The 21,474-nt window shown below is 66.7% G+C and carries 21 protein-coding genes and 1 tRNA gene; 15 read left to right on the top strand and 7 right to left on the bottom strand.

Features of this window, described 5'->3' with window-relative positions; translation table 11 throughout:
* The first annotated feature begins 375 nt into the window (after positions 1-375).
* From N1F91_RS10970 to N1F91_RS10950, 5 genes are all read left to right on the top strand, one after another.
* Positions 376-1,422: a low specificity L-threonine aldolase gene (locus tag N1F91_RS10970; RefSeq protein ID WP_289992102.1), complete on the top strand. Its 1,047-nt coding sequence runs from the start codon at positions 376-378 to the stop codon at positions 1,420-1,422.
* A 168-nt stretch (positions 1,423-1,590) separates the two neighbouring features.
* Complete coding sequence (locus N1F91_RS10965; RefSeq protein ID WP_289992100.1) at positions 1,591-1,893, top strand: DUF2282 domain-containing protein; 303 nt, start codon at positions 1,591-1,593, stop codon at positions 1,891-1,893.
* A gap of 31 nt (positions 1,894-1,924) precedes the next feature.
* Positions 1,925-2,845 (top strand): DUF692 domain-containing protein, encoded by a 921-nt coding sequence (locus N1F91_RS10960; protein WP_289992098.1) that lies wholly within the window; start codon positions 1,925-1,927, stop codon positions 2,843-2,845.
* Positions 2,829-3,641: a DNA-binding domain-containing protein gene (locus N1F91_RS10955; RefSeq protein WP_289992096.1), complete on the top strand. Its 813-nt coding sequence runs from the start codon at positions 2,829-2,831 to the stop codon at positions 3,639-3,641. The genes N1F91_RS10960 and N1F91_RS10955 overlap by 17 nt, the downstream gene beginning before the upstream one ends.
* Positions 3,642-3,665: 24 nt before the next feature.
* Positions 3,666-4,274, top strand: coding sequence for a DoxX family membrane protein (locus N1F91_RS10950; RefSeq protein ID WP_289992093.1), 609 nt, complete (start codon positions 3,666-3,668; stop codon positions 4,272-4,274).
* Positions 4,275-4,373: 99 nt separating this feature from the next.
* On the opposite strand, the gene N1F91_RS10945 is transcribed toward N1F91_RS10950, so the two are convergent.
* The 4 genes from N1F91_RS10945 to N1F91_RS10930 all read right to left on the bottom strand — a co-directional run bounded on the left by N1F91_RS10945 (position 4,374) and on the right by N1F91_RS10930 (position 6,296).
* A complete protein-coding gene (locus N1F91_RS10945) occupies positions 4,374-4,844 on the bottom strand; it encodes an Hsp20 family protein (protein WP_289992091.1) in 471 nt (156 codons plus the stop codon).
* A gap of 157 nt (positions 4,845-5,001) precedes the next feature.
* Positions 5,002-5,421 (bottom strand): GFA family protein, encoded by a 420-nt coding sequence (locus tag N1F91_RS10940; RefSeq protein WP_289992088.1) that lies wholly within the window; start codon positions 5,419-5,421, stop codon positions 5,002-5,004.
* 84 nt (positions 5,422-5,505) lie between these two features.
* Positions 5,506-5,970, bottom strand: a complete 465-nt coding sequence (locus N1F91_RS10935; RefSeq protein WP_289992086.1) for an SRPBCC domain-containing protein — start codon at positions 5,968-5,970, stop codon at positions 5,506-5,508.
* Complete coding sequence (locus N1F91_RS10930; RefSeq protein ID WP_289992084.1) at positions 5,967-6,296, bottom strand: metalloregulator ArsR/SmtB family transcription factor; 330 nt, start codon at positions 6,294-6,296, stop codon at positions 5,967-5,969. Before N1F91_RS10930 ends, N1F91_RS10935 begins: the two co-directional genes overlap by 4 nt.
* A 367-nt stretch (positions 6,297-6,663) precedes the next feature.
* On the opposite strand from N1F91_RS10930, the gene N1F91_RS10925 reads away from it, so the two are divergent.
* Entirely contained in the window at positions 6,664-7,659 is a 996-nt protein-coding gene (locus tag N1F91_RS10925) for an alpha/beta hydrolase (RefSeq protein WP_289992082.1), read from the top strand.
* Positions 7,660-7,686: 27 nt separating this feature from the next.
* On the opposite strand, the gene hisN is transcribed toward N1F91_RS10925, so the two are convergent.
* Entirely contained in the window at positions 7,687-8,457 is a 771-nt protein-coding gene (gene hisN, locus N1F91_RS10920) for a histidinol-phosphatase (RefSeq protein WP_289992079.1), read from the bottom strand.
* Between the two features lie 272 nt (positions 8,458-8,729).
* On the bottom strand, positions 8,730-9,620 hold the full coding sequence (locus N1F91_RS10915) for an N-formylglutamate amidohydrolase (RefSeq protein WP_289992077.1): 891 nt from the start codon (positions 9,618-9,620) through the stop codon (positions 8,730-8,732).
* Positions 9,621-9,845: 225 nt separating this feature from the next.
* Between N1F91_RS10915 and cpdR the strand changes: the two genes are divergently transcribed.
* The 4 genes from cpdR to N1F91_RS10895 all read left to right on the top strand — a co-directional run bounded on the left by cpdR (position 9,846) and on the right by N1F91_RS10895 (position 14,796).
* The gene (gene cpdR / locus N1F91_RS10910) at positions 9,846-10,208 is read left to right on the top strand and encodes a cell cycle two-component system response regulator CpdR (RefSeq protein WP_126701504.1); all 363 of its coding nucleotides are present in this window, start codon (positions 9,846-9,848) and stop codon (positions 10,206-10,208) included.
* A 115-nt stretch (positions 10,209-10,323) separates the two neighbouring features.
* Positions 10,324-10,398: transfer RNA gene (locus N1F91_RS10905), tRNA-Val, on the top strand.
* A 369-nt stretch (positions 10,399-10,767) separates the two neighbouring features.
* Positions 10,768-12,885, top strand: coding sequence for a hydantoinase/oxoprolinase family protein (locus N1F91_RS10900; protein ID WP_289992075.1), 2,118 nt, complete (start codon positions 10,768-10,770; stop codon positions 12,883-12,885).
* 15 nt (positions 12,886-12,900) lie between these two features.
* The gene (locus N1F91_RS10895; protein WP_289992073.1) at positions 12,901-14,796 is read left to right on the top strand and encodes a hydantoinase B/oxoprolinase family protein; all 1,896 of its coding nucleotides are present in this window, start codon (positions 12,901-12,903) and stop codon (positions 14,794-14,796) included.
* A gap of 56 nt (positions 14,797-14,852) precedes the next feature.
* On the opposite strand, the gene N1F91_RS10890 is transcribed toward N1F91_RS10895, so the two are convergent.
* A complete protein-coding gene (locus N1F91_RS10890) occupies positions 14,853-15,821 on the bottom strand; it encodes a LysR substrate-binding domain-containing protein (protein ID WP_289992216.1) in 969 nt (322 codons plus the stop codon).
* Between the two features lie 182 nt (positions 15,822-16,003).
* Between N1F91_RS10890 and N1F91_RS10885 the strand changes: the two genes are divergently transcribed.
* The 5 genes from N1F91_RS10885 to N1F91_RS10865 are packed head-to-tail and all read left to right on the top strand — an operon-like array spanning position 16,004 to position 21,452.
* Positions 16,004-17,611: an ABC transporter substrate-binding protein gene (locus N1F91_RS10885; RefSeq protein WP_289992072.1), complete on the top strand. Its 1,608-nt coding sequence runs from the start codon at positions 16,004-16,006 to the stop codon at positions 17,609-17,611.
* Positions 17,612-17,626: 15 nt separating this feature from the next.
* Positions 17,627-18,658 (top strand): ABC transporter permease, encoded by a 1,032-nt coding sequence (locus tag N1F91_RS10880; protein WP_289992070.1) that lies wholly within the window; start codon positions 17,627-17,629, stop codon positions 18,656-18,658.
* A 3-nt stretch (positions 18,659-18,661) separates the two neighbouring features.
* Entirely contained in the window at positions 18,662-19,531 is an 870-nt protein-coding gene (locus N1F91_RS10875; protein WP_289992067.1) for an ABC transporter permease, read from the top strand.
* On the top strand, positions 19,528-20,502 hold the full coding sequence (locus tag N1F91_RS10870) for an ABC transporter ATP-binding protein (RefSeq protein ID WP_289992065.1): 975 nt from the start codon (positions 19,528-19,530) through the stop codon (positions 20,500-20,502). The genes N1F91_RS10875 and N1F91_RS10870 overlap by 4 nt, the downstream gene beginning before the upstream one ends.
* Entirely contained in the window at positions 20,499-21,452 is a 954-nt protein-coding gene (locus N1F91_RS10865; protein WP_289992064.1) for an oligopeptide/dipeptide ABC transporter ATP-binding protein, read from the top strand. Before N1F91_RS10870 ends, N1F91_RS10865 begins: the two co-directional genes overlap by 4 nt.
* Positions 21,453-21,474: the final 22 nt, after the last annotated feature.

The following is a 21,474-nucleotide window of genomic DNA, read 5'->3' as shown; positions in this document are numbered from 1 at the left end:
CCGCCCACACGGATTCGTCGACGGCCTGGACTTCACCGGTGCGCAAGGACCCGGACCGGCGTTTGCCAGTCCCGGTCCGGACTTACACGATAAAATAAGACAGCATTACTGTCCTAATTGCACATTGGCAGAAATAAGGCATCGACACAAGACCGAACAACAAAAAATTCCGGCTGCTCACGCAAGAATCGGGACGCAGGCTCAGCGTGAACGTAATATTATTGCGAAAGCGCCGCTGGGATCCCGTTTTCGCTTATGGCCCGGCCGGGCGAACCGGCCGATGAAGCGATCACGGCGCGCTTGTGCCGGCACCGCCCCTTGAAGCGGCTGCACGGGCGGGGCAATGTCCGCGACCCTCTCCAACGGACCAGTGACATGATCTTTGCTTCAGACAATTGGGCCGGCGCCCACCCCGCGATCGCCGCCGGCTTGACCGCCCATTCCGCCGGCCACGCCAGGGCCTATGGCAATGGCGACCTCGACCGGTCTGTGAAGGAGACCTTCAGCACGATCTTCGAACGCGAGGTCGCCGTGTTCTTCGTCTCGACGGGCACGGCGGCCAATGCGCTCTCGCTGGTGGCCGTCAACAGGCCCGGCGGCGTCGCCTTCTGCCACCGCGAGGCGCACATGACCGAAGACGAGGCCGGGGCACCGGAATACTTCACCGGCGGCGCCCGCCTCTGCCGCGTCGACGGTCCCCTCGGCCGCATCGCGCCAGCCGAACTCGATCGCGCCGTGCAGCGCTATCCGGCCGAGTTCCTGCACTCGGGCCGGCCGATGGGCATCTCCGTCACCCAGGCGACCGAGATCGGCACCGTGTATTCGCTGGACGACCTCGACGCGGTGGCGAGCGTCGCGCGCCGCCACGGCCTGCCGCTGCACATGGACGGCGCCCGCTTCGCCAATGCTCTCGTCTCCCTCGGCGCCACGCCGGCCGAGATGACGTGGAAGCGCGGCGTCGACATGCTCTCCTTCGGCGGCACCAAGAACGGCTGCTGGTGTGCGGAAGCGGTGGTGTTGTTCGATCCGTCGATGGCCGCGGAGTTCTCTTTCATCCACAAGCGGGCAGCACAGCTCTTTTCCAAGGCGCGTTTCGTTTCGGCGCAGTTCGAGGCCTATTTCCGCGATGGGCTCTGGCTCGAGACCGCCCGCCATTCCAACGCAATGGCGGCCAGCCTCGCCGACGGCTTCAGGACATCCGCATCTGTGCGGCTCGCCTGGGAGCCGCAGGCAAACGAGGTCTTCGCCATCATGGGCCAGGACGTCGCCGAGCGGCTGCAGCGACAGGGCGCCGTCTTCTATCCCTGGCATGCACCGGCCGGCTTCGACGGCGACATGGCGGCCGACGAGAGCGTTTACCGCTTCGTGACCAGCTTCGCCACGACGCCGCACGACGTCGCGGCGTTCCGCGCGCTGCTCTGACCCGCATGCACGAACGCGCCAACCGGCCGTGACATGCAGTCACGGCGCCGTGCAGGCAGCGTGACCATTGGCTCGCGCCGTCTTTACTTCCAAGTGAGCAGTCTCTTCGCGATGTTGTTCTCGCCGGATGAAATGTCCGGCCGAACAGATCATCCAGAGGAGATTTCGATGTCCACCAAGATCGCGCTCAGCGCCGCTTATCTCGCCGGCGTCGTCGCCACCGCCCTGACGACCGGCGCCATCACCACCGGTGCCGCCCAGGCGCAGGAAAAGGAGAAGTGCTACGGCGTCTCCATGGCCGGAAAGAACGATTGCGCCGCCGGCCCCGGCACCACCTGCGCCGGCACCTCGAAGGTCGACTACCAGGGCAACGCCTGGACCTACGTCGCCAAGGGCACCTGCACCACTGTCAGCCTCCCCGAGAACCGCATGGGCTCGCTGGAGCCGCTGCAGCGCGACCTGCCGTCGTAAGCAGCCGAATCCCGGGAAGCGGAGACCGACGATGACCGTTGAGACCACCGTCCGCCGGCCGAGCCGGCTTCGCTTCCCGGACCGCCCCGTCGCCGGCCGCGCCGGCGCCTCCTTCAAGCCCGAGCATCTTCCCGAGATCGACACCGACCCGTCATTTCATGGCTTCTTCGAGGTCCACGCCGAGAACTACATGGGCGCCGGCGGTCCGCCACATGCCGCGCTCGTGGCGATCAGGCAGCGCTTCCCGGTTTCGCTGCACGGCGTCACGATGTCGATCGGCGGTCCCGAGCCATTGGACCGCACCCATCTCGCGCGGTTCGCCACGCTGGTCGATCGGTATGAACCCGCGCTGGTGTCCGAACATCTTGCATGGTCCACGCATGAGGACGTCTTCTTCAGCGACCTGCTTCCCCTCCCCTATACCCGCCAGACGCTCGACCATGTCTGCGCCCATGTCAGCCAGGTCCAGGATGCTATCGGGCGGCCGATCCTGATGGAGAACCCCGCCACCTACGTGTTCTTCCCGCAATCCACCTATGCCGAGACCGACTTCATCCGCGAGATGGCGCAGCGCACCGGTTGCGGCCTGCTGCTCGACGTCAACAACGTCTTCGTCTCGGCCACCAACCACGGCTTCGGCGCGTTGGACTATCTGATGGACTTCCCGCTCGACCTCGTCGGCGAAATCCATCTTGCGGGGCACGACGAACAGGCCGACGACGAGGGGCGGCCGCTCCTGATCGACACACACGATCGCGCCGTCGCCGACCCGGTCTGGGCGCTCTACGACACCGTCATCCGCCAGTGCGGCCCGATCCCGACGCTGGTCGAATGGGACAACGACGTGCCCGACTGGTCTGTGCTGCGCGACGAGGCGAATGCCGCCCAGCGCATCCTCGACCTGCATGCCGACCGCTATCTGCTGGGCAAGCGCCATGCCGCGGTCTCCTGAGCCAGCGGCGAACGCCGGCACCGGGTTCGCGGCCGGCTTTGCCGCCTCGCTGCTCGATCCCGGGCGCGCGACACCGCCGATCGTTTCGACCACGACCGGTGGCCGCGCCGACCGCCGCTATGCCGTCTATCGCAACAACGTCACCACGAGCCTGGCCGACGCGCTGGCCGACATCTTCCCGGCGGTGCGCCGTCTGGTCGGCGACGCGTTCTTCTCCGGCATGGCCATCGCCTTCGCCCGCGCCCATCCGCCGCGCTCCCGCCTCCTGTTCCAGTATGGGCACGACTTCCCCGCCTTCGTCGCAAGCTTCGAACCCGCACGCGACCTGCCCTACCTCGCCGACGTGGCGAGCATCGAGCGCGCCTGGCTCGACGCCTTTCACGCCGCCGATGCCGATCCGCTGCCGCCGCAGGTGCTGGGCACGATCCCGCCGGACGATTTGCCGGCGGTCGTCTTCCACCCGCATCCGGCGCTGCGGATCCTGCGCTCGCCCTACGCGGCCTTCTCGATATGCACCGCCAACCGCGACGGACGGGAGCCGGATGCGCCGATCCGCGGCGACGTCGCCGAGGACACGCTGGTCACGCGACCTGGCCTGATAGTGTCGATGCGCCGTCTGCCGCCCGGCACCGCTGCCTTCCTGCTGGCGCTGGTCGGCGGAAGCAGTTTCGGAGCCGCGATCGGCACAGGCTTCGCCGATACGGAGGAGTTCGCACCGGCGGAAGCGATCCGCATCATGCTGAACGCGGGCGCGTTCGTCGCCGTCGGCGCCTCCCGCGACAGACCATCCGAGTGACTGCACGTTGACGGGAGAAGAGACATGGTTGCCATCGCCACGCGCCTGAAGGGGCTGCACGACGCGGTGTTCGGTGGGGTGGAGCGGGGGCTCGATGGCTGGTTCCTCGGGCTGGCCGCGCGCTTCGTCTTTGCCGCCGTCCTGTGGATGTACTTCCTGAACTCCGCCCGCACGAAGGTCGGCGAGGGCGTCCTCGGCTTCTTTTCGATCAAGGACGGCGCCTACTACCAGATCGCGCTGCCCTCCGTGGACGCGGCCGGCGGCGACGTCGCGCAGGTTGCCTTCCTGCCCTGGGGGCTGATGGTCTTCATGGGCACCTATGGCGAGTTCGTCCTGCCGCTGCTCGTCGTGCTCGGCCTGTTCGCCCGCATTGCCGCGCTGGGCATGATCGCCTTCATCGCCGTCCAGACCCTGGTCGACGTGACGGTCCACCAGGTCGGGCCGGAGACGATCGGCGCCCTGTTCGACCGGTTCCCGGATTCCGTCATCATGGACCAGCGGCTGCTCTGGCTGTTTCCGCTGGTCTACGTCGTCGTCAAGGGTGCTGGGGCCGTGTCTCTCGATGCGCTGGCTGACAGGATACTGCTGCGCCGACGCCGCGCCACCCAATCGGCTGGCCTCGGCCTCGCCTGACCCTCTCCGGTCACGTCCCCGCTACGAGAAAGGGCGGCTCCTTCCGGAACCGCCCGCATGGCCTTTCGGCCGTTCGGCACTGGCGAGAGGAGCGACCGGTCAGTTGACGGCCTGCGCCTCGATCTGTTTCGCCGACTTCGCACCGCCATTGGCGATGGCCACCTTGCGGGGCTTCATCTCCTCGGGGATGTTGCGCTTCAGCGAAATGTGCAGGAGCCCGTTCTTCAGTTCCGCGCCGACGACTTCGACGTGATCGGCGAGCTGGAAGCGGCGCTCGAAGGCGCGCGAGGCGATGCCGCGGTAGAGGAACTCGGACGTCTCGCCCTTGTCGGCCTCTGCCTTTTCGCCCTTCACCGTCAGGACGTTGCGGTGAGCCTCGATCGAGATCTCGTCCTCGCCGAAGCCGGCCACTGCCATGGTGATGCGGTAGGCGTCCTCACCGGTTCGTTCGATGTTGTAGGGCGGATAGGTCTGCGCGCCCTCGGGCTGCGCGAGCGAGTCGAGCATGGTGAACAGCCGGTCGAAACCGACGGTCGAGCGATAGAGCGGGGAAAAGTCAACGTGACGCATGGGTGTTCTCCATTGAGCAACATGGTTTTGCGCTTTGGTCGCCTGTAGGAAGTCCGAAATCGGCACCTCCCGGAGCGTCCAGCGATCCCGGTTCCGGCGATCGCAACAGAGATTTGGGAACCCGCGTCGCGGCTTTCAAGACCTGCACGAACGCCTGTCAGCCGGCGGCCGGCGGCATCCGCGCGAGGATTTTCAGCGCCGGGTTGGGCGGGTCCCAGGACTGCGCGGCTTCAGCCCAGAACACGACCTGCGGCCGATAGCGCTCCGGCTCATCGAGGGTCCCGGCCTTCACGACGATCAGGTCCGGCATCTGAGGGAACAGAATGTAGACCGGCGTTCCGCAGGTCGGGCAGAAGACGCGCCGCTTCACCGTGCCGAGATCGCCGATGAAGTCATGGCTCCTGGTTTCGCCCTGCAGAACGGCCGCAGCCACCGGGAAGGCCATGTAGGATCCGTGTCCCGTGCCGCTGTCCCTCTGGCACTGCCGGCAATGGCAGTCGTTGGTCTGGAAAGGCTCCGCAGCGATTTCATAGCGAAGCGCGCCGCAGCCGCAGCCGCCGCGATAGGGTGTGGTCATGACAATATCCTCCGATCGGCACGCGCGTTCCCGCGCGGCCCGGTTGCCTTTGATCGATGTCAGTTCCAGTCGCGGGAAACCCGCTCAGTCCAGCCCGTCGGCCGTCTTGCGCAGCCTGGGCACCACGGTCTTCCAGCCGCCGCTCATGGTGCGGAAGGCGCTCTCGTTGCGCGGCAGTTCGAAGCCCGCATGCGTCAGCGTGACATGCGTCCCGCCCTCCGACGCGACGAGATCCCAGGTGACGACCGTATCGAGCGGCGAGCCGTAGCCGGAATTGTCCGCGTGCCCGCCTTTCCACGAATAGACGAGCCGCCGGCTCGGTATCGCCTCCAGCACCTTGCAGTGAATGGTGCCGTCCCACTTGCCCCCAGGCGTTGTCTGGAAGGTGAAGCGATTGCCGACCACGGGTTCGAAGCCGGCCGGCTCCATCAGCCAGCGCGACATCAGTGCACCGTTGGTCAGCGCCTTCCACACGGTCTCCGGCGCATGCGGAAAGAAGTCTGCCACCACGATCTCTCGGGCAAGCCCGGCGATGACGGCATCGTTCATCGGTCGATCTCCTTCAACAGAGCCTTCAGGTCGACGAAGCGGTCGCGCCAGAAGGCGTCGTAGTGCTTCATCCAGTCGAACAGCGGTGCCAGTCCCTCCGGCCTGGCGCGATAATAGACGTTGCGGCCTTCCGGCCGCTCGGTCACCAACCCCGCCTGCTTCAGCGATTTGAGGTGCTGCGAGATAGCGCCCTGCGTCACGCCGCTGCCGCGGGTGAGTTCGACGACGGTGATCTCACTGGCGGAGGCGACGCGCTCGAAAAGGCCGCGCCGGGTCGGGTCGGCCAGGGCGCGCAGCACGGTGTTGACGGGTACGGTTTCGATCATGGGATATTGATAAGTGACCGCTCATCAATTAGTCAATACTATTATTTTCGGCACCGGGGACCCGTCTGGGCCTGACGCGATGAAGTCGCGGATGAACTCCCGATGAACGGACCCTTCCGTCTGCGTTCATCGTGGCTCCGCTAACGTCCATCCAACAAAGCGACAAGGGGCAGCCGGACGACACGGCGCCCCAGCTTTCGGTCCGGGTGCAATGTCCCTTCCTCCCGGACCGGCAAGAGGCCGGAAGCGATGTTTCGCTTCCGGCCTTCAACTTTCACGCGATGTTCATGTTTCGGGAAGAACTGGGTGCGATGCTTTCCCTTCTTTTCCTTTGCTTTTGGACGAGCAGCTTTCTATCAGACCGCACATGAGCGCCACTGACGACATCGCACCGACCAAGCGGCCCGCGAACGACATCCTCGTCTCCACGGCGAACAACGACGTGCCGGCCCGGGCACGCGCCGGTTTTCTGGTGTCGAAGGCGGGCCGCAAGCGGCTGCGCTATGCCCTTTTTCCGGCAGGCGGCAGGCCCCGACGCGGAACAGTCGTGATCCTCCAGGGCCGCAACGAGTGCATCGAGAAATACCACGAGACGATCGGCGACCTTTCGCGGCGCGGTCTCGGCACCGCCATCATGGACTGGCGCGGCCAGGGCGGATCCGAACGCCTGATCCGCGACCGCGAGAAGGGCCATGTCCGCAGCTATGGCGATTACGTCGCCGACCTCGACCAGTTCTTCGAGGAGATCGTGCTGCCGGACTGTGCCGGACCGTTCTACGTCCTGGCCCATTCGATGGGCGGGTTGATCGCCCTTCTGGCGGCCCCGCGTCTGGTGAACCGGGTGCGGCGCATGGTGCTCTCGACGCCCCTGCTCGTCTTCGAGGGCCTGCCCCTTTCGATGCCCGCCCTCCGCAGCCTCTCGAACCTGCTCTGTGGCATCGGCTTAGGCACGACCTATCTCGGCGGCGGACCGCGCGCCCGCAATACGACCCTCTTCGCCGGCAACAAGCTCACGTCGGACTATGCGCGCTTCACCCGCAACAGCGGGATCTATCTGCGCCATCCCGAACTCGCGCTCGGCGGCCCGACGGCTGCCTGGATCCGGGCATCCTGCGAGGCCGTCGCCACCGTGGCGGAGCCCGAGCACAGGGCGAGGATCCAGGTCCCGACCCTGATCATCGCGGCCGGAGCCGACGAGGTGGTCTCGACGCCGGCCATCGAGACCTTCGGCTCGCGCCTCAAGTCCGCCTCCGTGCTGACCATCGACGGCGCCCGGCACGAGCTCCTGCAGGAAGCCGACGCCTATCGCGAGCAGTTCATGGCCGCTTTCGACGCCTTCATTCCCGGCACGGACGATTTCTGACGCCCGCCCGGAAAATCCCGGCTCAGACTAGCCCCTGATCGCCGCCAGCGCCTGGGCATGGATGTCCGGCGTCGCCGCAGCGATGATGTCGCCGCCATTCTCGGCCGGCCCGCCCTCCCAGGTTGTGACGACGCCGCCCGCGCCCTCGATGACGGGGATCAGGCCGACGATGTCGTAGGACTGCAGCCCGGCATCGACCGCAAGATCGGCATGGCCGGCCGCCACCATGGCGAAACCATAACAATCGGTGCCATAGCGGGCGAGCCGAACCGCCTTCTCGAGGCGGTCGTAGCGCAGGCGCAGATCTCCCGCAAACAGCGCCGGCGTCGTTGTGAACAGCGTCGCGTCGGCGAGGCTGGGGAGCCGCCGCGTCGCCAGCCGCCGTGGCCCGCCGGGTCCTTCGTAGAAGGCGCCGTCTTCCGTGCCGTAATAGAGTTCGCCGGTGAAGGGCTGTGACATCATTCCGCACACCGCCTTGCCGCGAACCGTCAGGCCGACGAGCGTGCCCCAGACGGGAACGCCGGAGATGAAGGCGCGCGTGCCGTCGATCGGATCGATCACCCAGATCCGCTCCGAATCCTGTTTCTCGCCGCCATGTTCTTCGCCAAGGATGCCATCGTCGGGAAACTCGGCACGGATCAGATCCCGGATGACGCGCTCGGCCTCGCGATCGGCTTCGGTGACCGGATCGAAGCCGACGGAATACTTGTTGGCCACCGCGCCCGCGGCGCGGAAGCGCGGCAAGGTCTCGCTGGCTGCAGCCGACGCGAGGCGCCGCATGAAATCCGCCATTGCCATCCGATCACCACCCGTCCCTTCGCCGAACCGTCTGCCGGCTGGGATAGCCGGACGGCAGCGCCCGGTCCAGTCCGGGAACGCACGGGAAAGCGCTTGACATTTGTGCAGCGCACAATATTCTTGCACTCGAACGGTTCGTTCCGTTCATGCCCTCCTTGGGCGTTTCCTCCCTAGACTTCGACCGCGTCGCCACAACGATGCGGTCTTTTTTTTCGCGCGGCAGGCGTTTGCGCTCCCTTCAGGGCTCGCCCCGTGAAGGCGGACTGCTGCGATCACTCCGCAGCGAGAGGCACGCGTTCCTCGCCGAAGGGCGCCGCCATGACGAGCCGGGCGATGAAGCGGCCGATGTCCTCGGCCAGCGGCAGGAAGCCGTTCGATTTCTGGTAGGTCCGTTCGTTCATGTAGAGGCCGCGATTGACCTCAATCTGCAGCGCGTGCAGGCCGCGCGCCGGGCGACCGTAGTGCTCGGTGATGAAACCGCCGGCATAGGGCTTGTTGTGCGCGACCGTATAGCCGAGCGAAATCAGGATGCCGATCGCCGTTTCGGTCATGGCGGCCGAGGCGGAGGCACCGAACCGGTCGCCGACGATGAAATCGGGCCGCACGCCCGAATCGCCGACGCGGATGCTGGCCGGCATCGAGTGGCAATCGATCAGCGCGGCGACGCCGAAGCGCGCCTGCGTGGCGAGCACGAGGCCGCGCAGCCGGTCGTGGTAGGGCTTGTAGATGCCTTCGATGCGACTGGTCGCCTCGTCGAGCGGAATGCGACCGGCATAGATCTCCTGTCCTTCCCCGACGATGCGGGGCACCGTGCCAAGCCCGCCGGCCACGCGTGCCGAGCGGATGTTGGCGTGCGGCGGCGGCGCCTGCAGGAACATCCGCGGGTCGAGCTCGAATGGCTCGCGGTTCACGTCCAGGTAGGCGCGCGGGAAGTTCGCCGCCATCATCGGCGCGCCGAACGTCAGCGCGTGCGAGAACAGTTCGTCGACGAAGCAGTCCTCCGAGCGGCGGATCGCCTCGGCGTCGAGCCGCGCCATCGCCAGGAAGCGCGGCGGATAGTGGCGCCCGCTGTGCGGCGAGTTGAACACGAAGGGGGCGGTCTGCCGGGCCGGCTGCCGCACCTCGAAGGGTGCGACCTGCGCGAAGTCGAGTTCGGCGCTCATGGGCGGGGCGCCGGCCGCATCGGGGCGATCGTCATGCCCGGAACGTGCCACCGCGTCACGCCGCTGTCCAGTGCGCGACATCGCCGCGACGCCCGCCGGCAAGCGCGCCGGAAGCGCGTCCGGAGGGCCGAATTCACTTGATGTTTACCCCCGCTCCCTCATATATCCGGCTTGATCCGGGGTGAGCCTCGCGCCGGCAGGCATCGATGATTCGGAACGGGAGACATGGCGAGAATCCTTCTTGCTGAAGACGACGACGACATGCGCCGCTTCCTCGTCAAGGCGCTGGAACGGGCGGGATACGACGTCAGCGATTTCGACAATGGCGCCAGCGCCTACGAGAGGCTGCGCGAGGAGCCCTTCTCGCTTCTCCTGACCGACATCGTCATGCCCGAGATGGACGGCATCGAACTGGCCCGCCGGGCCACCGAGATCGATCCGGACCTCAAGGTGATGTTCATCACCGGTTTTGCCGCCGTCGCCCTCAACCCCGATTCCAAGGCCCCGAAGGACGCCAAGGTCCTGTCGAAGCCCTTCCACCTGCGCGATCTCGTGCACGAGGTGGAGAAGATGCTGCAGGCCGCCTGAGGCCTGCCGCGACCCACGGTCGGCCGCCCCTCGGCCTGCCGCTGCGGAAACGAAAACAACGACGCTTTTGCCATTGACGCCCCCGAGGTTTGTGTGGTGTATGCGCGTCGCTGATGGGCGTGTAGCTCAGCGGGAGAGCACTACGTTGACATCGTAGGGGTCACAGGTTCAATCCCTGTCACGCCCACCATCAGTTCCCGGACGCCAGCTTGCGCGTCTATCTTTCTTCCTGTTCGTCCGTAAACGGCGCCACGTAAGGTGCAGGCAAGAAGTGGGTGTCCACTTCACCCTACTTCAATGGCGATGGCCCGCGTTGACCGGGTCGCGAACTGACTCTGCCTGCCGCAACTTCCCTCACCGCGTCACACCGCGTGCTCCGCGCCGCTCCAGCCGCGCTGTCCTGCCGCGCCTCTCTGGACAAACCGGCGCCGTCCCGCCGACGAATCCGCTTGCGGCTGCTTGTCCATACAATTAGGTTGCCCCTAAGGAATTTGTCATGATGAATCCCGCCATACCGCCCATCCGGCCGGCCTGGGGGAGCTTGCAGAGGAGGACGAAAGTGGCCGCAGCGGAATCGACGACGACGATGCCGAAACCCGGCGGAGGCAGGCTGCGCCTGGGCGTGGACGTGGGCGGTACGTTCACGGACCTGCTTCTCCTCGATGAGAAGAACGGCAGGACCTACATGGCCAAGGTGCCGTCGACGCCGCAGGACAGCTCGGTCGGCGTCCTCAACGGGATCGAGAAGATCTGCCGCATCGCCGGCATCGACCCGCACGACATCACCGAGGTGATGCACGGAACCACGGTTGCCACCAACACGGTGCTGACCTCGTCGGGTGCGCTGGTGGGCCTGGTGACGACCAAGGGCTACCGCGACATCCTGCAGATTGCCCGCTCCTACGTTCCGGGCGGCCTGGGCGGCTGGGTGATCTGGAACAAGCGCCCGCCGCTGGCGCCGCTCGAGCACACGATCGAGGCTAACGAGCGCCTCGACGCGAAGGGGGCGGTCCTGGTGCCGCTCGATGAAGACGCCATCCGCCGCGACCTGACCGTGCTGCTGTCTTCCGGCATCCAGGCGCTGACGATCGCGCTGTTCAACAGCTACGTGAACGACGTCCACGAACGGCGCATCGCCGAGATCGCGCGCGAGATCGCGCCGCACATCCCGGTCTCGACCTCGGCCGCGGTCATGCCGGAAATGTATGAATACGAGCGCGCCGAGACGACGGTGGTGAATTCCTACGTCCGCCCGGTCGTGTCGAAATATGTCTCCAACCTGCAGAACGAGATCCAGCGCCGCATGGGCGCCGACGTCAACCTGCGCATCCTGCGCTCCGACGGCGGCCTGTCGTCGGCGCAGGGCGCCATGGACCAGCCGGTCAACCTCCTGATGTCCGGCCCGGCCGGCGGCGTGGCCGGCGCGCTGTGGATCGCCAAGCAGGGCAAGCTGAAGAACCTGCTGACCTTCGACATGGGCGGAACCTCGACCGACGTCGCGCTGATCCAGAACTCGATCGCCCGCACCCGTCGCGAGACCCGCGTCGGCGACGTGACCGTGCGCGCGCCGTCGATCGACGTCCGCACCGTGGGCGCAGGCGGCGGCTCCATCGCCTACATCCCCGCGCTCACCAAGGCCCTGCGCGTCGGCCCGCAGTCTGCCGGTGCCGTTCCCGGACCCGCCGCCTACAAGAAGGGCGGCGAACTCCCGACCGTCACCGACGCCAACGTCGTGCTGGGCTACCTGCCCTCCGACGCCAAGCTCGGCGGCGACATGGAGATCAGCCGCGACCTCGCCGCCAAGGCCGTCGGCACGATCGCCGAGGTGCTCGGCAAGTCGATCGAGGACACGGCCGAAGGCATCGTCCGCATCGTCAACGAGAACATGGTGGGCGCGCTGCGTCTGGTCTCTGTCGAGCAGGGCTACGACCCGCGCGACTTCGCCCTGATCGGCTTCGGCGGCGCCGGCCCGCTCCACGCCAATGCGCTCGCCCGGATCATCAAGTCCTGGCCGGCCGTCATTCCGCCCGGGCCGGGCGTGCTGTGCGCCTATGGCGACGCGACGACCCGGCTGCGCAACGAGGCCAGCCAGACCTACGTGACGCTGGTGCGCGACGTGACCGACGCCGAGATCGCCGGCCGCCTCGAGGACCTCGCGGCATCCGCCGCGAAGGAGCTGACTGCCGAGGGCGTGTCGGAGAAGGAGCAGCACGTCGTCTACCAGGTCGACATCCGCTACAAGGGCCAGGGCATGAAGCTCACGGTCGACATCGGTCCCGCCGACTTCGCGGCCGAAGGTCTCGCGGGCGTGACGACGCGCTTCGATGCCGAGCACGAGCAGCTCTTCACCTTCGCGCTCGATGCCGAGCACGAACTGGTCGGCCTGCGCGCAGTGGTGCAGGGCGCGGAGAAGAGCTTCGTCAACCCCGAAACCAGCAGGGACGGGCCGGACTCGTCCGCGGCCCGCGTCCAGGCGACCCGCATCTATGCCGACGGCGCCTGGCGCGACGGCCACATCTACGAGCGCGGCAAGCTCAGGCCCGGCAACAGGGTCGCCGGACCGGCCATCGTCGTCGAGATGGATTCGACCACCGTCATCCTGCCCGACCATGTCGGGGTGATCGACGACGTCGGCAACATCCTGATCTGGCCGTCCGACCACAAGAACGCGCAGTAAGAGGGGGAAGAAACAATGCCAGCCCGTATCATCGAAACCAGCACGGTCCCCTTCAACCGCGTTGCGGTCGACCCGATCACGCTCGACATCGTCGAGAACGCCCTGCGCAATGCCCGCAACGAGATGGACGCGGTGCTGTTCCGCACCGCCATGTCGCCGGGCATCCGCGAACAGCACGACGCCTTCCCGATGATCGCCAACCACGAAGGCAAGATGGTCGTCGGCCAGTTCGGCTCGTTCCTCTACGGCTTCATCGCCGGCTATGACGGCACGATCGAGGACGGCGACATCTTCATCACCAACGATCCCTACAGCTGCGGCGGCGCGGTCAGCCATCTCAACGACTGGCTCCTGATGATGCCGATCTTCCACGAGGGCAAGCTGGTCAGCTGGGCGGCGATGTTCGGCCACATGACCGACGTGGGCGGCAAGGTGCCCGGCTCGCTGCCGACCGACGCCAAGATGATCTACGAGGAAGGCATCATCATCCCGCCGACCAAGATCTACCGCAAGGCGCAGCTGCAGGGCGAGATCCTCAACATCCTGCTGCACAACACCCGCATGCCGGAGTGGAACAAGTCGGACTTCTTCGCCATCATCGCGGCGCTCCGGCTCGCCGAACGCCGGGTGCGCGAGAACATCGACCGCTTCGGCGCCGACGAATACATCTCCGCCATGTGGGACATGCTCGACCGCAACCGCGCGGCCATGAGCGCCATCATCCAGATGATCATCCCGGAGGCCAAGGACGGCAAGAAGGCCTATTTCGAGGACTGGATCGACGACGACGGCATGGGCAACGGCCCCTACAAGATCGCCTGCTCGCTGCACCGCGAGGGCGAGATCGCCTATTTCGACTTCTCGGCCAGCGATCCGCAGAGCTTCTCGTCGATCAACTTTCTCCTCAACGAGGAGATGTTCAAGATGTTCTTCGGCGCCTTCACGATCAACCTCTTCGACCCGCAGATCCTGTTCAACGACGGGTTCTACGATCTGGTCGACGTGCACATCCCGGAAGGCTGCATCCTCAAGCCGAAGAAGCCGGCGGCGCTGTCCTGCCGCACCCACATGCTCGGCCGCATCTTCGACCTGATGGGCGGCCTGCTCGGCCAGGGCGCACCCGACGCGCTCAACGCGGCCGGCTTCTCCGACAGCCCGCATTTCATGTATTCGGGCTTCAACCAGGAAGGCGAGTGGTACCAGCTCTTCCAGATCGGCTTCGGCGGCGTGCCCGGCCGCCCCGCCGGCGACGGACCGGACGGGCACTCGATGTGGCCGGCCTTCACCAACGTGCCGAACGAGTTCCTCGAGGCCTATTTCCCGCTGCGCATCCGCGAGTACTCCACGATCCCCGACAGCGGCGGCGCGGGCCTGCACCGCGGCGGCAACGGCATCGTCATCGCCTACGAGATGACCGAGCGCGGCGAGATCTCCATCCACGACGACCGCTGGCTGACCTATCCCTGGGGCGTCAATGGCGGCGAGCCCGGTCTGCGCTCGACCAAGCGCCTCGTGCGGACCGACGGCACGGAGGAGAACATTCCGTCCAAGTGCGACCGCATCGAGGTCAATCCCGGCGACATCCTCTACTTCAACACCTGGGGCGGCGGCGGCTGGGGCGACCCGACCGAGCGCGACGCCGAACTGGTGCTGCTCGACGTCAGGCGCGGTCAGGTGACGGTGGAGGGCGCGCGGCGCTACGGCGTCGTGATCTCGGATAGCAAGTTGGACGCGGCGGCGACTGAGGCGCTGCGCACCGAGATGAAGGCGCGGCCGAAGCCGGTTGGCCTGTTCGACCGCGGCTTCACCTCGATCGAGGAACTCAAGTCGCGCTGCAAGGCCGAGACCGGCTTCGAGGCGCCCCGCGCCCCGGTGTTCCGCAACCGCCCCCGCCTGATGGCGGCGGAGTAGCAGAGAAACGGGCTGGCGCGGGGCTCAGCTCCGCGCCGGCATCTTGCAACATTCGCTCAGCCGTCGCGGCGGGCGCCCGCCCCGCTCCGATCCGCGGCGCCGAACCGACGCAATTCCGACTCCTCCGGCGAAGCGGACGCTCCCGCTGCGTCCGTCGGCGCCGATCCGGCGGCTTCGAAAAGCCATTTCACCAGGATGCGGACCGCGGGCGTGTCGACGAGCACGCCGCTGCCGACCAGGAAATAGGGCGATGGCGATGCCGTCGACATGCCGGTCGGGTTGACCAGCTTTCCCTCCGCGAGCAGCGACTCCACCAGCCGGCTCCTGCCCAGTGCCACGCCGCCCCCGGCGGCGGCAAAGGAGAGGCACATCGCCGACGAGGCGAAGCTGACGCCGGATTCGGTGGGAAGGTCGAGATAGCCCACGGTCTCGAACCAGCCCTGCCAACCCGGCATCAGCCCTTGGCTGCCGAACGTGTGGTCGTGGATCAGCACCGCGCGCCGGAACCAGTCCGGCCCGTCGAATGGTCCGACCCGGGAGAGCAGGTCCGGCGAACAGACAGGCATGATCTGCTCGGTCATCAGCTCGACCACCTTCAGGCCGACATAGCTTCGCCAGCCATAGGCGATGGCGATGTCGCTGAATCGCGTCGCCTCGTTGCGCGGGAGCGGTCGCGCCGCGACATGCAGCACGATCTGCGGATGGCGCCTGAAGAAATCCGGAAGCCGCGGAATGAGCCAGTTCTGGGCAAGGGAGCTTTCGACACTGATCGTGATCTCGGAAGGACTTTCCGCCCGCATGATGCGGCGCGTGGCATCGCCGAGCAGATCGAACGAACGCCGGACGTCGATGAAATAGCGCTCGCCCTCGGCCGTGAGTTCCACGCCGCGCGCCTTGCGCCGGAAAAGCTCGGTGCCGAGTTCCTCCTCGAGTGATTTGATCTGCTGACTGACCGCGCCCGGCGTGATGGCGAGTTCGAGCGCCGCCTTGGCGAAGCTGCGGTGGCGGCCGCACGCCTCGAACACGTGCAACGGGCGTATGCCGGGTATCCGCGTGGAACTCTCCCATAGGCTTAGTCCAGCTAAACCGTAGGCTAACTAATTCTGGCTTGCAAGCGCCCCGAAGCGCGCGGAAGGTGTCGATTGAACGCCTATGCAGAGATCGGAACGACCGCATGGCACTCTCACCGGCATCGAAGGGGAACAGGATGCAGCAGGGAACCACCCTCACAGTACGCAACGGAAGTCTCGCCGCGCTGCGAGGCTCCATCGCCGCCATTGCCATGGCCGCGGCGGTCATGTGCACAGCCACCGCCGCGACGGCTCAAAACCTTGTCATTGCTGGTGTTTCTGCACCGACGAGCCTCGATCCGGACGTCTGGACGCCGGGCACCATCGAGACGATGGTCAACGTCTACGAAGGCCTCGTCCAGTATGGCTACACCGACGGACCGGATCGCGAGAGGATCATCAATCCGACCGACATCAAGCCTCTGCTCGCGGAGAGCTGGACCTCCAACGAAGAAAAGACTGAATACGTATTCAAGTTGCGATCGGACGTCGTCAGCCCGTATGGCAACAAGCTTCGCGCCCAGGACGTCGTCTGGTCCTGGAACCTCGCCGCGGAACGAAAGCAGACAGGCGGGTTCCTGCGCAGGACGGCTGCGGTCACGACTGTCGAGGCAGTCGACGATAGCCACGTCAAGTTCACGCTGTCGGCGCCGCGCCGCATGTTCCTGCAGATCCTGGCGCTCTACACGCCGCACATCATCGACACGACGGAAGCGCTGAAGCACGCCACGGCGGAGGACCCCAACGCGCTGGCCTGGCTGAAGCAGAACACGGCGGGCTTCGGTGCTTACCACCTGACACAGCTGCGCCCCGGCGAAGCCGCGATGTTCGAGGTGAACCCGAACTATCCGTTCGAGAAGCCCTACTACAAGCGCGTCATGTATCGCGAGGTCCCGGCCCCGGCGAACCGCGTCGCGCTGCTGCAGGGCGGAGACGTGGCGATCGCCGAGGAAGTGCCGCTGGACCAGATCGTCAACCTCGTCGACGACAAGCGCACCAAGGTGACGTCGGTCCCGGGGACGGCGTCAGCGTCGCTGCGCATCAACGTGACGAAGCCGCCCTTCGACAACAAGCTGGTGCGCCAGGCCGTCGCCTGGGCGCTCGACTACGAGGCGCTCAACCAGAACGTCTTCCGTGGCAAGGGCCTGCGCGCCCGCTCGATCCTGGCACCCGCCAACACCGGCTATGTCGAGGCCTACCAGTACGACCACGATCCGGAGAAGGCCAAGGCCCTGCTCGCCGAGGCCGGCTTCAAGGACGGCGTCGACATCACGCTCGAATATGCCGCCGCCTGGTGGTGGGAAGAGTCGCTGGCGATCCAGATCGCGGACCAGCTGCAGAAGAGCAACTTCCGCGTCGACCTGAAGAAGCTGCCGAACGCGGAGATGGCTGCGCGGCGCAACGCGACCGAGCGGAGCTCGCCATTCTTCCTGCACTCCGCCAACGCCTTCGCGCTCGATCCGACCTATTCCTTCTCGCTGCAGGTTTATTCCAGCGGCGTCGGCAACAACACCGGCTACGAGAAGCCGGAGTTCGACAAGCTGGTGGATGAGGCGCTCGTCGAGAAGGACGACGCCAAGTGGCTCGATCTGGTCGCGCAGGCCCAGCAAATGGTGGCCGACGACGCCCCCGTCATCCCGACCTATTATCCCGGCACGTGGTTCGTCTCGGCGCCCTGCATCAAGGGCAACCTCTGGCAGCCACACAACCGTGTCATGTGGCGCTATCTGAGCTGCGCCGAGTAAGGCGGCCGGTTCGACGTGAGAGCCAACTCGGTCATCCTCGCAGTCGCGCGAGCCATCCTCGCGCGACTGCTGGTCGCCATACCGATGCTGCTGGGGGTGATCCTCGTCACCTTCCTGCTCATCCGGATCGGCACCCGCGACGCCTCGCTGATGCTGGCGGGTCCCTTCGCCGACGCAGCGATGCTGGAGCGCATTCGCAGTAACCTCGGGCTGGACCGACCGATCTACGAGCAGTTCATCATCTATGTCGGCCACCTCGCCCAGGGGGATTTCGGCCTGTCCTGGATCTCCGGACGCCCGGTGATCGACGAGATCCGGCCGCGGCTGGTCGCGACCATGGAACTCCTCCTGCCGGCCTTCGCCATCGGCGGATTCGCCGGTGCATCGATCGGCATCGCCTCCGCCTTCCGATACGGATCGCGGTTCGATCACACCTCGCGCTTCCTCTCGCTCCTCGGCTTCTCTGTTCCGACATACTGGATCGGATTGATGGCGATCTTCCTGTTCTATTCCGTGCTGGGCATTGCCGCCGCCCCGATGGGGCGCATCGGCATGGCCGCTTTCCCGCCGCCGCCGGTGACCGGCAGCGTCCTGATCGACGGCGCGCTGGCGGGCGACTGGGAAGCAGTGGTCGATGCGCTGCATCATCTCGCGCTGCCCGTGACCATCCTGGCCATCATCATCGCTGCCCCCATCCTCAAGCATTCGCGCGTCATTGCGCTCGACGTGATCAACAGCGACTACGTGTCGTATGCCCGGTCCTGCGGACTGCCGCCGCGCATCGTTCGCCAGATCGTCGTCCGCAACAGCCTTGCGCCGATCCTGACGCTCGCCGGCTCGGAGCTCACCGGCACGCTGGCGGCGGTCTCGCTGCTCGAACTCATCTTTGCCTGGGGCGGCTTCGGACAATGGGGCCTCAACGCGATCCTCTCGGGCGATTTCGCGGCGGTGCAGGGCTATGTCGCGGTCATCGCCCTGTTCTCGATCGGCGTCTTCCTGGTGATCGACCTGCTCGTGCTCTGGCTCGAACCGCGGGCGAGGAGCTGACAGATGGCATCCGCGATCTCCGACATCAGGGCTGGCGACCGGCTTGCGCGGCTATGGCGGCGCTCGTCCAGCTTCGTCGTGGGCAGCGCGCTCGTCGCTCTGCTCGTTCTCACGGCGCTCCTCTGCGGCGTCGTCAGCCCCTACGGGCCGACCGAGGTCCTGCCCAACGCCATCCTGCAGGCGCCCTCCGCCGCCCACTGGTTCGGGACCGATGGCAACGGGATGGACGTCTTCACCCGCGTCCTCTACGGCGCGCGCTACGCCATCGCCATCGCCCTGCCCTCGGCCCTCGTCATGGTTGCGGTCGGGGTCCCGCTCGGGCTCATCGCCGGCTACTATGGCGGCGTGATCGACGAGGTGCTGACGCGCATGCTCGACGTGCTGCGCGCCTTCCCCTCGATCATCCTGGCGCTCGCCGTCGTCTCGGCGACCGGACAGTCGCTGGTCAACGTCGTCGTCGTCATCGGGCTGATCGACGCGCCGATCTTCGCGCGGATGGTGCGCTCGGAGGTCATCTCGATCCGGCGCAGCGATTTCGTCGCCTCCGCGGTGGTGACCGGCAATCCCACCTGGCGCATCCTGTTCGTCCATCTCCTGCCGAACACCATCAAGGGCGCGGCCGCGCTGCTGCCGCTGCGCATGGCCTGGGCGCTGCGCGTCTCGGCGACACTCGCCTTCGTCGGCGTCGGCATCCAGGCGCCGGAGCCGGAATGGGGCGCGCTGATCCGCCAGGGCGCCGAATACATCATCAGCGGCCAGCACTGGGTGGCGATGTTCCCCGGCATCGCGCTGGTCATCGCCGTCTTCGGCTTCAACCTGATGGGTGACGGTCTGCAGGAGCTCACCGACCCGCGCCTGGACGTCAAGAAATGACCGACATCCTGAAAGTCCGGGGTCTGCGCACCCACTTCATCTCCCGCAACGCCGTCAACGAGATCCGTACCGCACGCGCCCTCAACGGCGTCGACCTCACCCTGCCGCCCGGCCGTATCCTCGGCGTGGTGGGCGAAACCGGCGCCGGCAAGTCGCTGACCGTCCAGACGATCCTCGGCACGCTGAAGGCACCGGCCGAGCGCGTCGCGGGCGAGGTCGAGCTGATGGGCCAGCGTCTCGACACGATGTCGGAAGCCGAACTCAACCGCCATCGCGGCGCCACCATCGGCCTCGTCGTGCAGTCGCCGGTCACCAGTCTCGATCCGCGCGTGCGGGTCGGCGACCAGCTCGTCCGGCTGCAACGCGCGCATCGCGACATCTCGCGCGCCGACGCCCGGGCCCGCGCGATCGACATGCTGAAGCGCGTCGGCGTGCCGAGCCCGCAGGACCGCATGAAGACCTGGCCGCACGAGCTCTCCGGCGGCATGGCGCAGCGCGTGGTCATCGCCATGGCGCTGATCAACGATCCGGTCCTGCTCATCGCCGACGAGCCGACGACCGGGCTCGACGTCACCGTCCAAGCGCAGATCCTCGACCTGATCCGCGACCTCGTAAAGGGCACCGATCGCGGCGCCATCATCGTCACCCACGATCTCGGCGTCGTCGCACAGTACTGCGAGCATGTCGCGGTGATGTATTCGGGCGTCGTCGTCGAGCAGGGACCGGTAGGCGAGGTCTTCGTCGCGCCGCGCCACCCCTATACTGCCGCTCTGCTCGCGGCGGCCGATCTCGCCGCCGCCGCGTCTGGCCAGCGCTCGCTTCCGCCATCCACCCCGCCCAACCTCTACGACCTTCCCTCAGGCTGCCTTTTTGCCCCGCGCTGCCCGAAGGTTCAGCCCGTCTGCGCGACGGAACCTCCGGTAAAGATCAGCCAGCCTGCCCAGGTCGAGACGCGGTGCCACTTCGCATGAACACATCCGAACCCCTCCTCTCCGTGCGCGACGCGGTCAAGCATTTCCGCGGCGGCGGCCGCACGGTCCATGCGCTCAACGGCGTCAGCCTCTCGATCGCGCCGGGCGAATCCGTCGGCCTGGTCGGCGAAAGCGGATCGGGCAAGACGACGCTCGGCCGGCTGATCCTGCGTCTCGAACAGGCGACGTCCGGCTCCGTCGTCTTCGACGGCCACGACGTCACCACCTGGCGCGAGGGGCGCATGCGCCGCCTGCGGCCGTCGGTGCAGATGGTGTTCCAGAGCCCCTACGCTTCGCTCAACCCGCGCATGAAGATCGGCGCGCTGATCGAGGAGCCGCTGAAACTGCACACCGCCCTGTCGAAGGAGGACAGGAAGAAGGAAGTACGCGCTCTGGCCAGCCGCGTGGCTCTGTCGGAGGTGCTGCTCGAACGGCACGTGAACCAGGCGTCGGGCGGCCAGCTGCAGCGCGCCTCGATCGCCCGCGCCATCGCGACCAAGCCGAAGCTCCTCGTCCTCGACGAGCCGACCAGTTCGCTCGACCTGTCCGTGCGGGCCGAAATCCTGTCGCTGCTTTCCTCGCTGAAGGAGGAGCACGGCATGGCGATGCTGTTCATCAGCCACGACCTCGATACCGTCCACGCGATCTGCGACCGCGTCTGCGTCATGTATCTCGGGCGCATCGTCGAGACGGGCAGCCGCGACGCGATCTTCCGCGCGCCGCTGCATCCGTACACGCGCACGCTGCTCTCGGCCCAGCTGTCGGCCGACCCGCGCGTCCGCCGCGAAAGGATGCCGATCCTCGGCGAACCGCCGAGCCCGCTCAGGCTGCCGCCCGGCTGCGGCTTCGCCGCGCGCTGCCCGATCGCCGAACCGGCCTGCACCACGAAGGCCATCGCCCTCACTGCCAAGGCGGAAGGCGACCATGCGGTCGCCTGCATCAAGACCTGACCCCGGCGATCTCCAGAAAGGA

Origin of the sequence: Aquibium sp. ELW1220, from assembly GCF_030398385.1 — a bacterium.
In the GTDB taxonomy this organism is placed as follows: domain Bacteria; phylum Pseudomonadota; class Alphaproteobacteria; order Rhizobiales; family Rhizobiaceae; genus Aquibium.
This window is presented reverse-complemented; position numbering and strand designations above follow the sequence as displayed.

Excerpts from the sequence above, each read along its gene's own strand:
- N1F91_RS10970 (WP_289992102.1), top strand. The coding sequence starts at position 376 with ATGATCTTTGCTTCAGACAATTGGGCCGGCGCCCACCCCGCGATCGCC.
- N1F91_RS10965 (WP_289992100.1), top strand. The coding sequence starts at position 1,591 with ATGTCCACCAAGATCGCGCTCAGCGCCGCTTATCTCGCCGGCGTCGTC.
- N1F91_RS10960 (WP_289992098.1), top strand. The coding sequence starts at position 1,925 with ATGACCGTTGAGACCACCGTCCGCCGGCCGAGCCGGCTTCGCTTCCCG.
- N1F91_RS10955 (WP_289992096.1), top strand. The coding sequence starts at position 2,829 with ATGCCGCGGTCTCCTGAGCCAGCGGCGAACGCCGGCACCGGGTTCGCG.
- N1F91_RS10950 (WP_289992093.1), top strand. The coding sequence starts at position 3,666 with ATGGTTGCCATCGCCACGCGCCTGAAGGGGCTGCACGACGCGGTGTTC.
- N1F91_RS10945 (WP_289992091.1), bottom strand. The coding sequence starts at position 4,844 with ATGCGTCACGTTGACTTTTCCCCGCTCTATCGCTCGACCGTCGGTTTC.
- N1F91_RS10940 (WP_289992088.1), bottom strand. The coding sequence starts at position 5,421 with ATGACCACACCCTATCGCGGCGGCTGCGGCTGCGGCGCGCTTCGCTAT.
- N1F91_RS10935 (WP_289992086.1), bottom strand. The coding sequence starts at position 5,970 with ATGAACGATGCCGTCATCGCCGGGCTTGCCCGAGAGATCGTGGTGGCA.
- N1F91_RS10930 (WP_289992084.1), bottom strand. The coding sequence starts at position 6,296 with ATGATCGAAACCGTACCCGTCAACACCGTGCTGCGCGCCCTGGCCGAC.
- N1F91_RS10925 (WP_289992082.1), top strand. The coding sequence starts at position 6,664 with ATGAGCGCCACTGACGACATCGCACCGACCAAGCGGCCCGCGAACGAC.
- hisN (WP_289992079.1), bottom strand. The coding sequence starts at position 8,457 with ATGGCAATGGCGGATTTCATGCGGCGCCTCGCGTCGGCTGCAGCCAGC.
- N1F91_RS10915 (WP_289992077.1), bottom strand. The coding sequence starts at position 9,620 with ATGAGCGCCGAACTCGACTTCGCGCAGGTCGCACCCTTCGAGGTGCGG.
- cpdR (WP_126701504.1), top strand. The coding sequence starts at position 9,846 with ATGGCGAGAATCCTTCTTGCTGAAGACGACGACGACATGCGCCGCTTC.
- N1F91_RS10895 (WP_289992073.1), top strand. The coding sequence starts at position 12,901 with ATGCCAGCCCGTATCATCGAAACCAGCACGGTCCCCTTCAACCGCGTT.
- N1F91_RS10885 (WP_289992072.1), top strand. The coding sequence starts at position 16,004 with ATGCAGCAGGGAACCACCCTCACAGTACGCAACGGAAGTCTCGCCGCG.
- N1F91_RS10875 (WP_289992067.1), top strand. The coding sequence starts at position 18,662 with ATGGCATCCGCGATCTCCGACATCAGGGCTGGCGACCGGCTTGCGCGG.
- N1F91_RS10870 (WP_289992065.1), top strand. The coding sequence starts at position 19,528 with ATGACCGACATCCTGAAAGTCCGGGGTCTGCGCACCCACTTCATCTCC.
- N1F91_RS10865 (WP_289992064.1), top strand. The coding sequence starts at position 20,499 with ATGAACACATCCGAACCCCTCCTCTCCGTGCGCGACGCGGTCAAGCAT.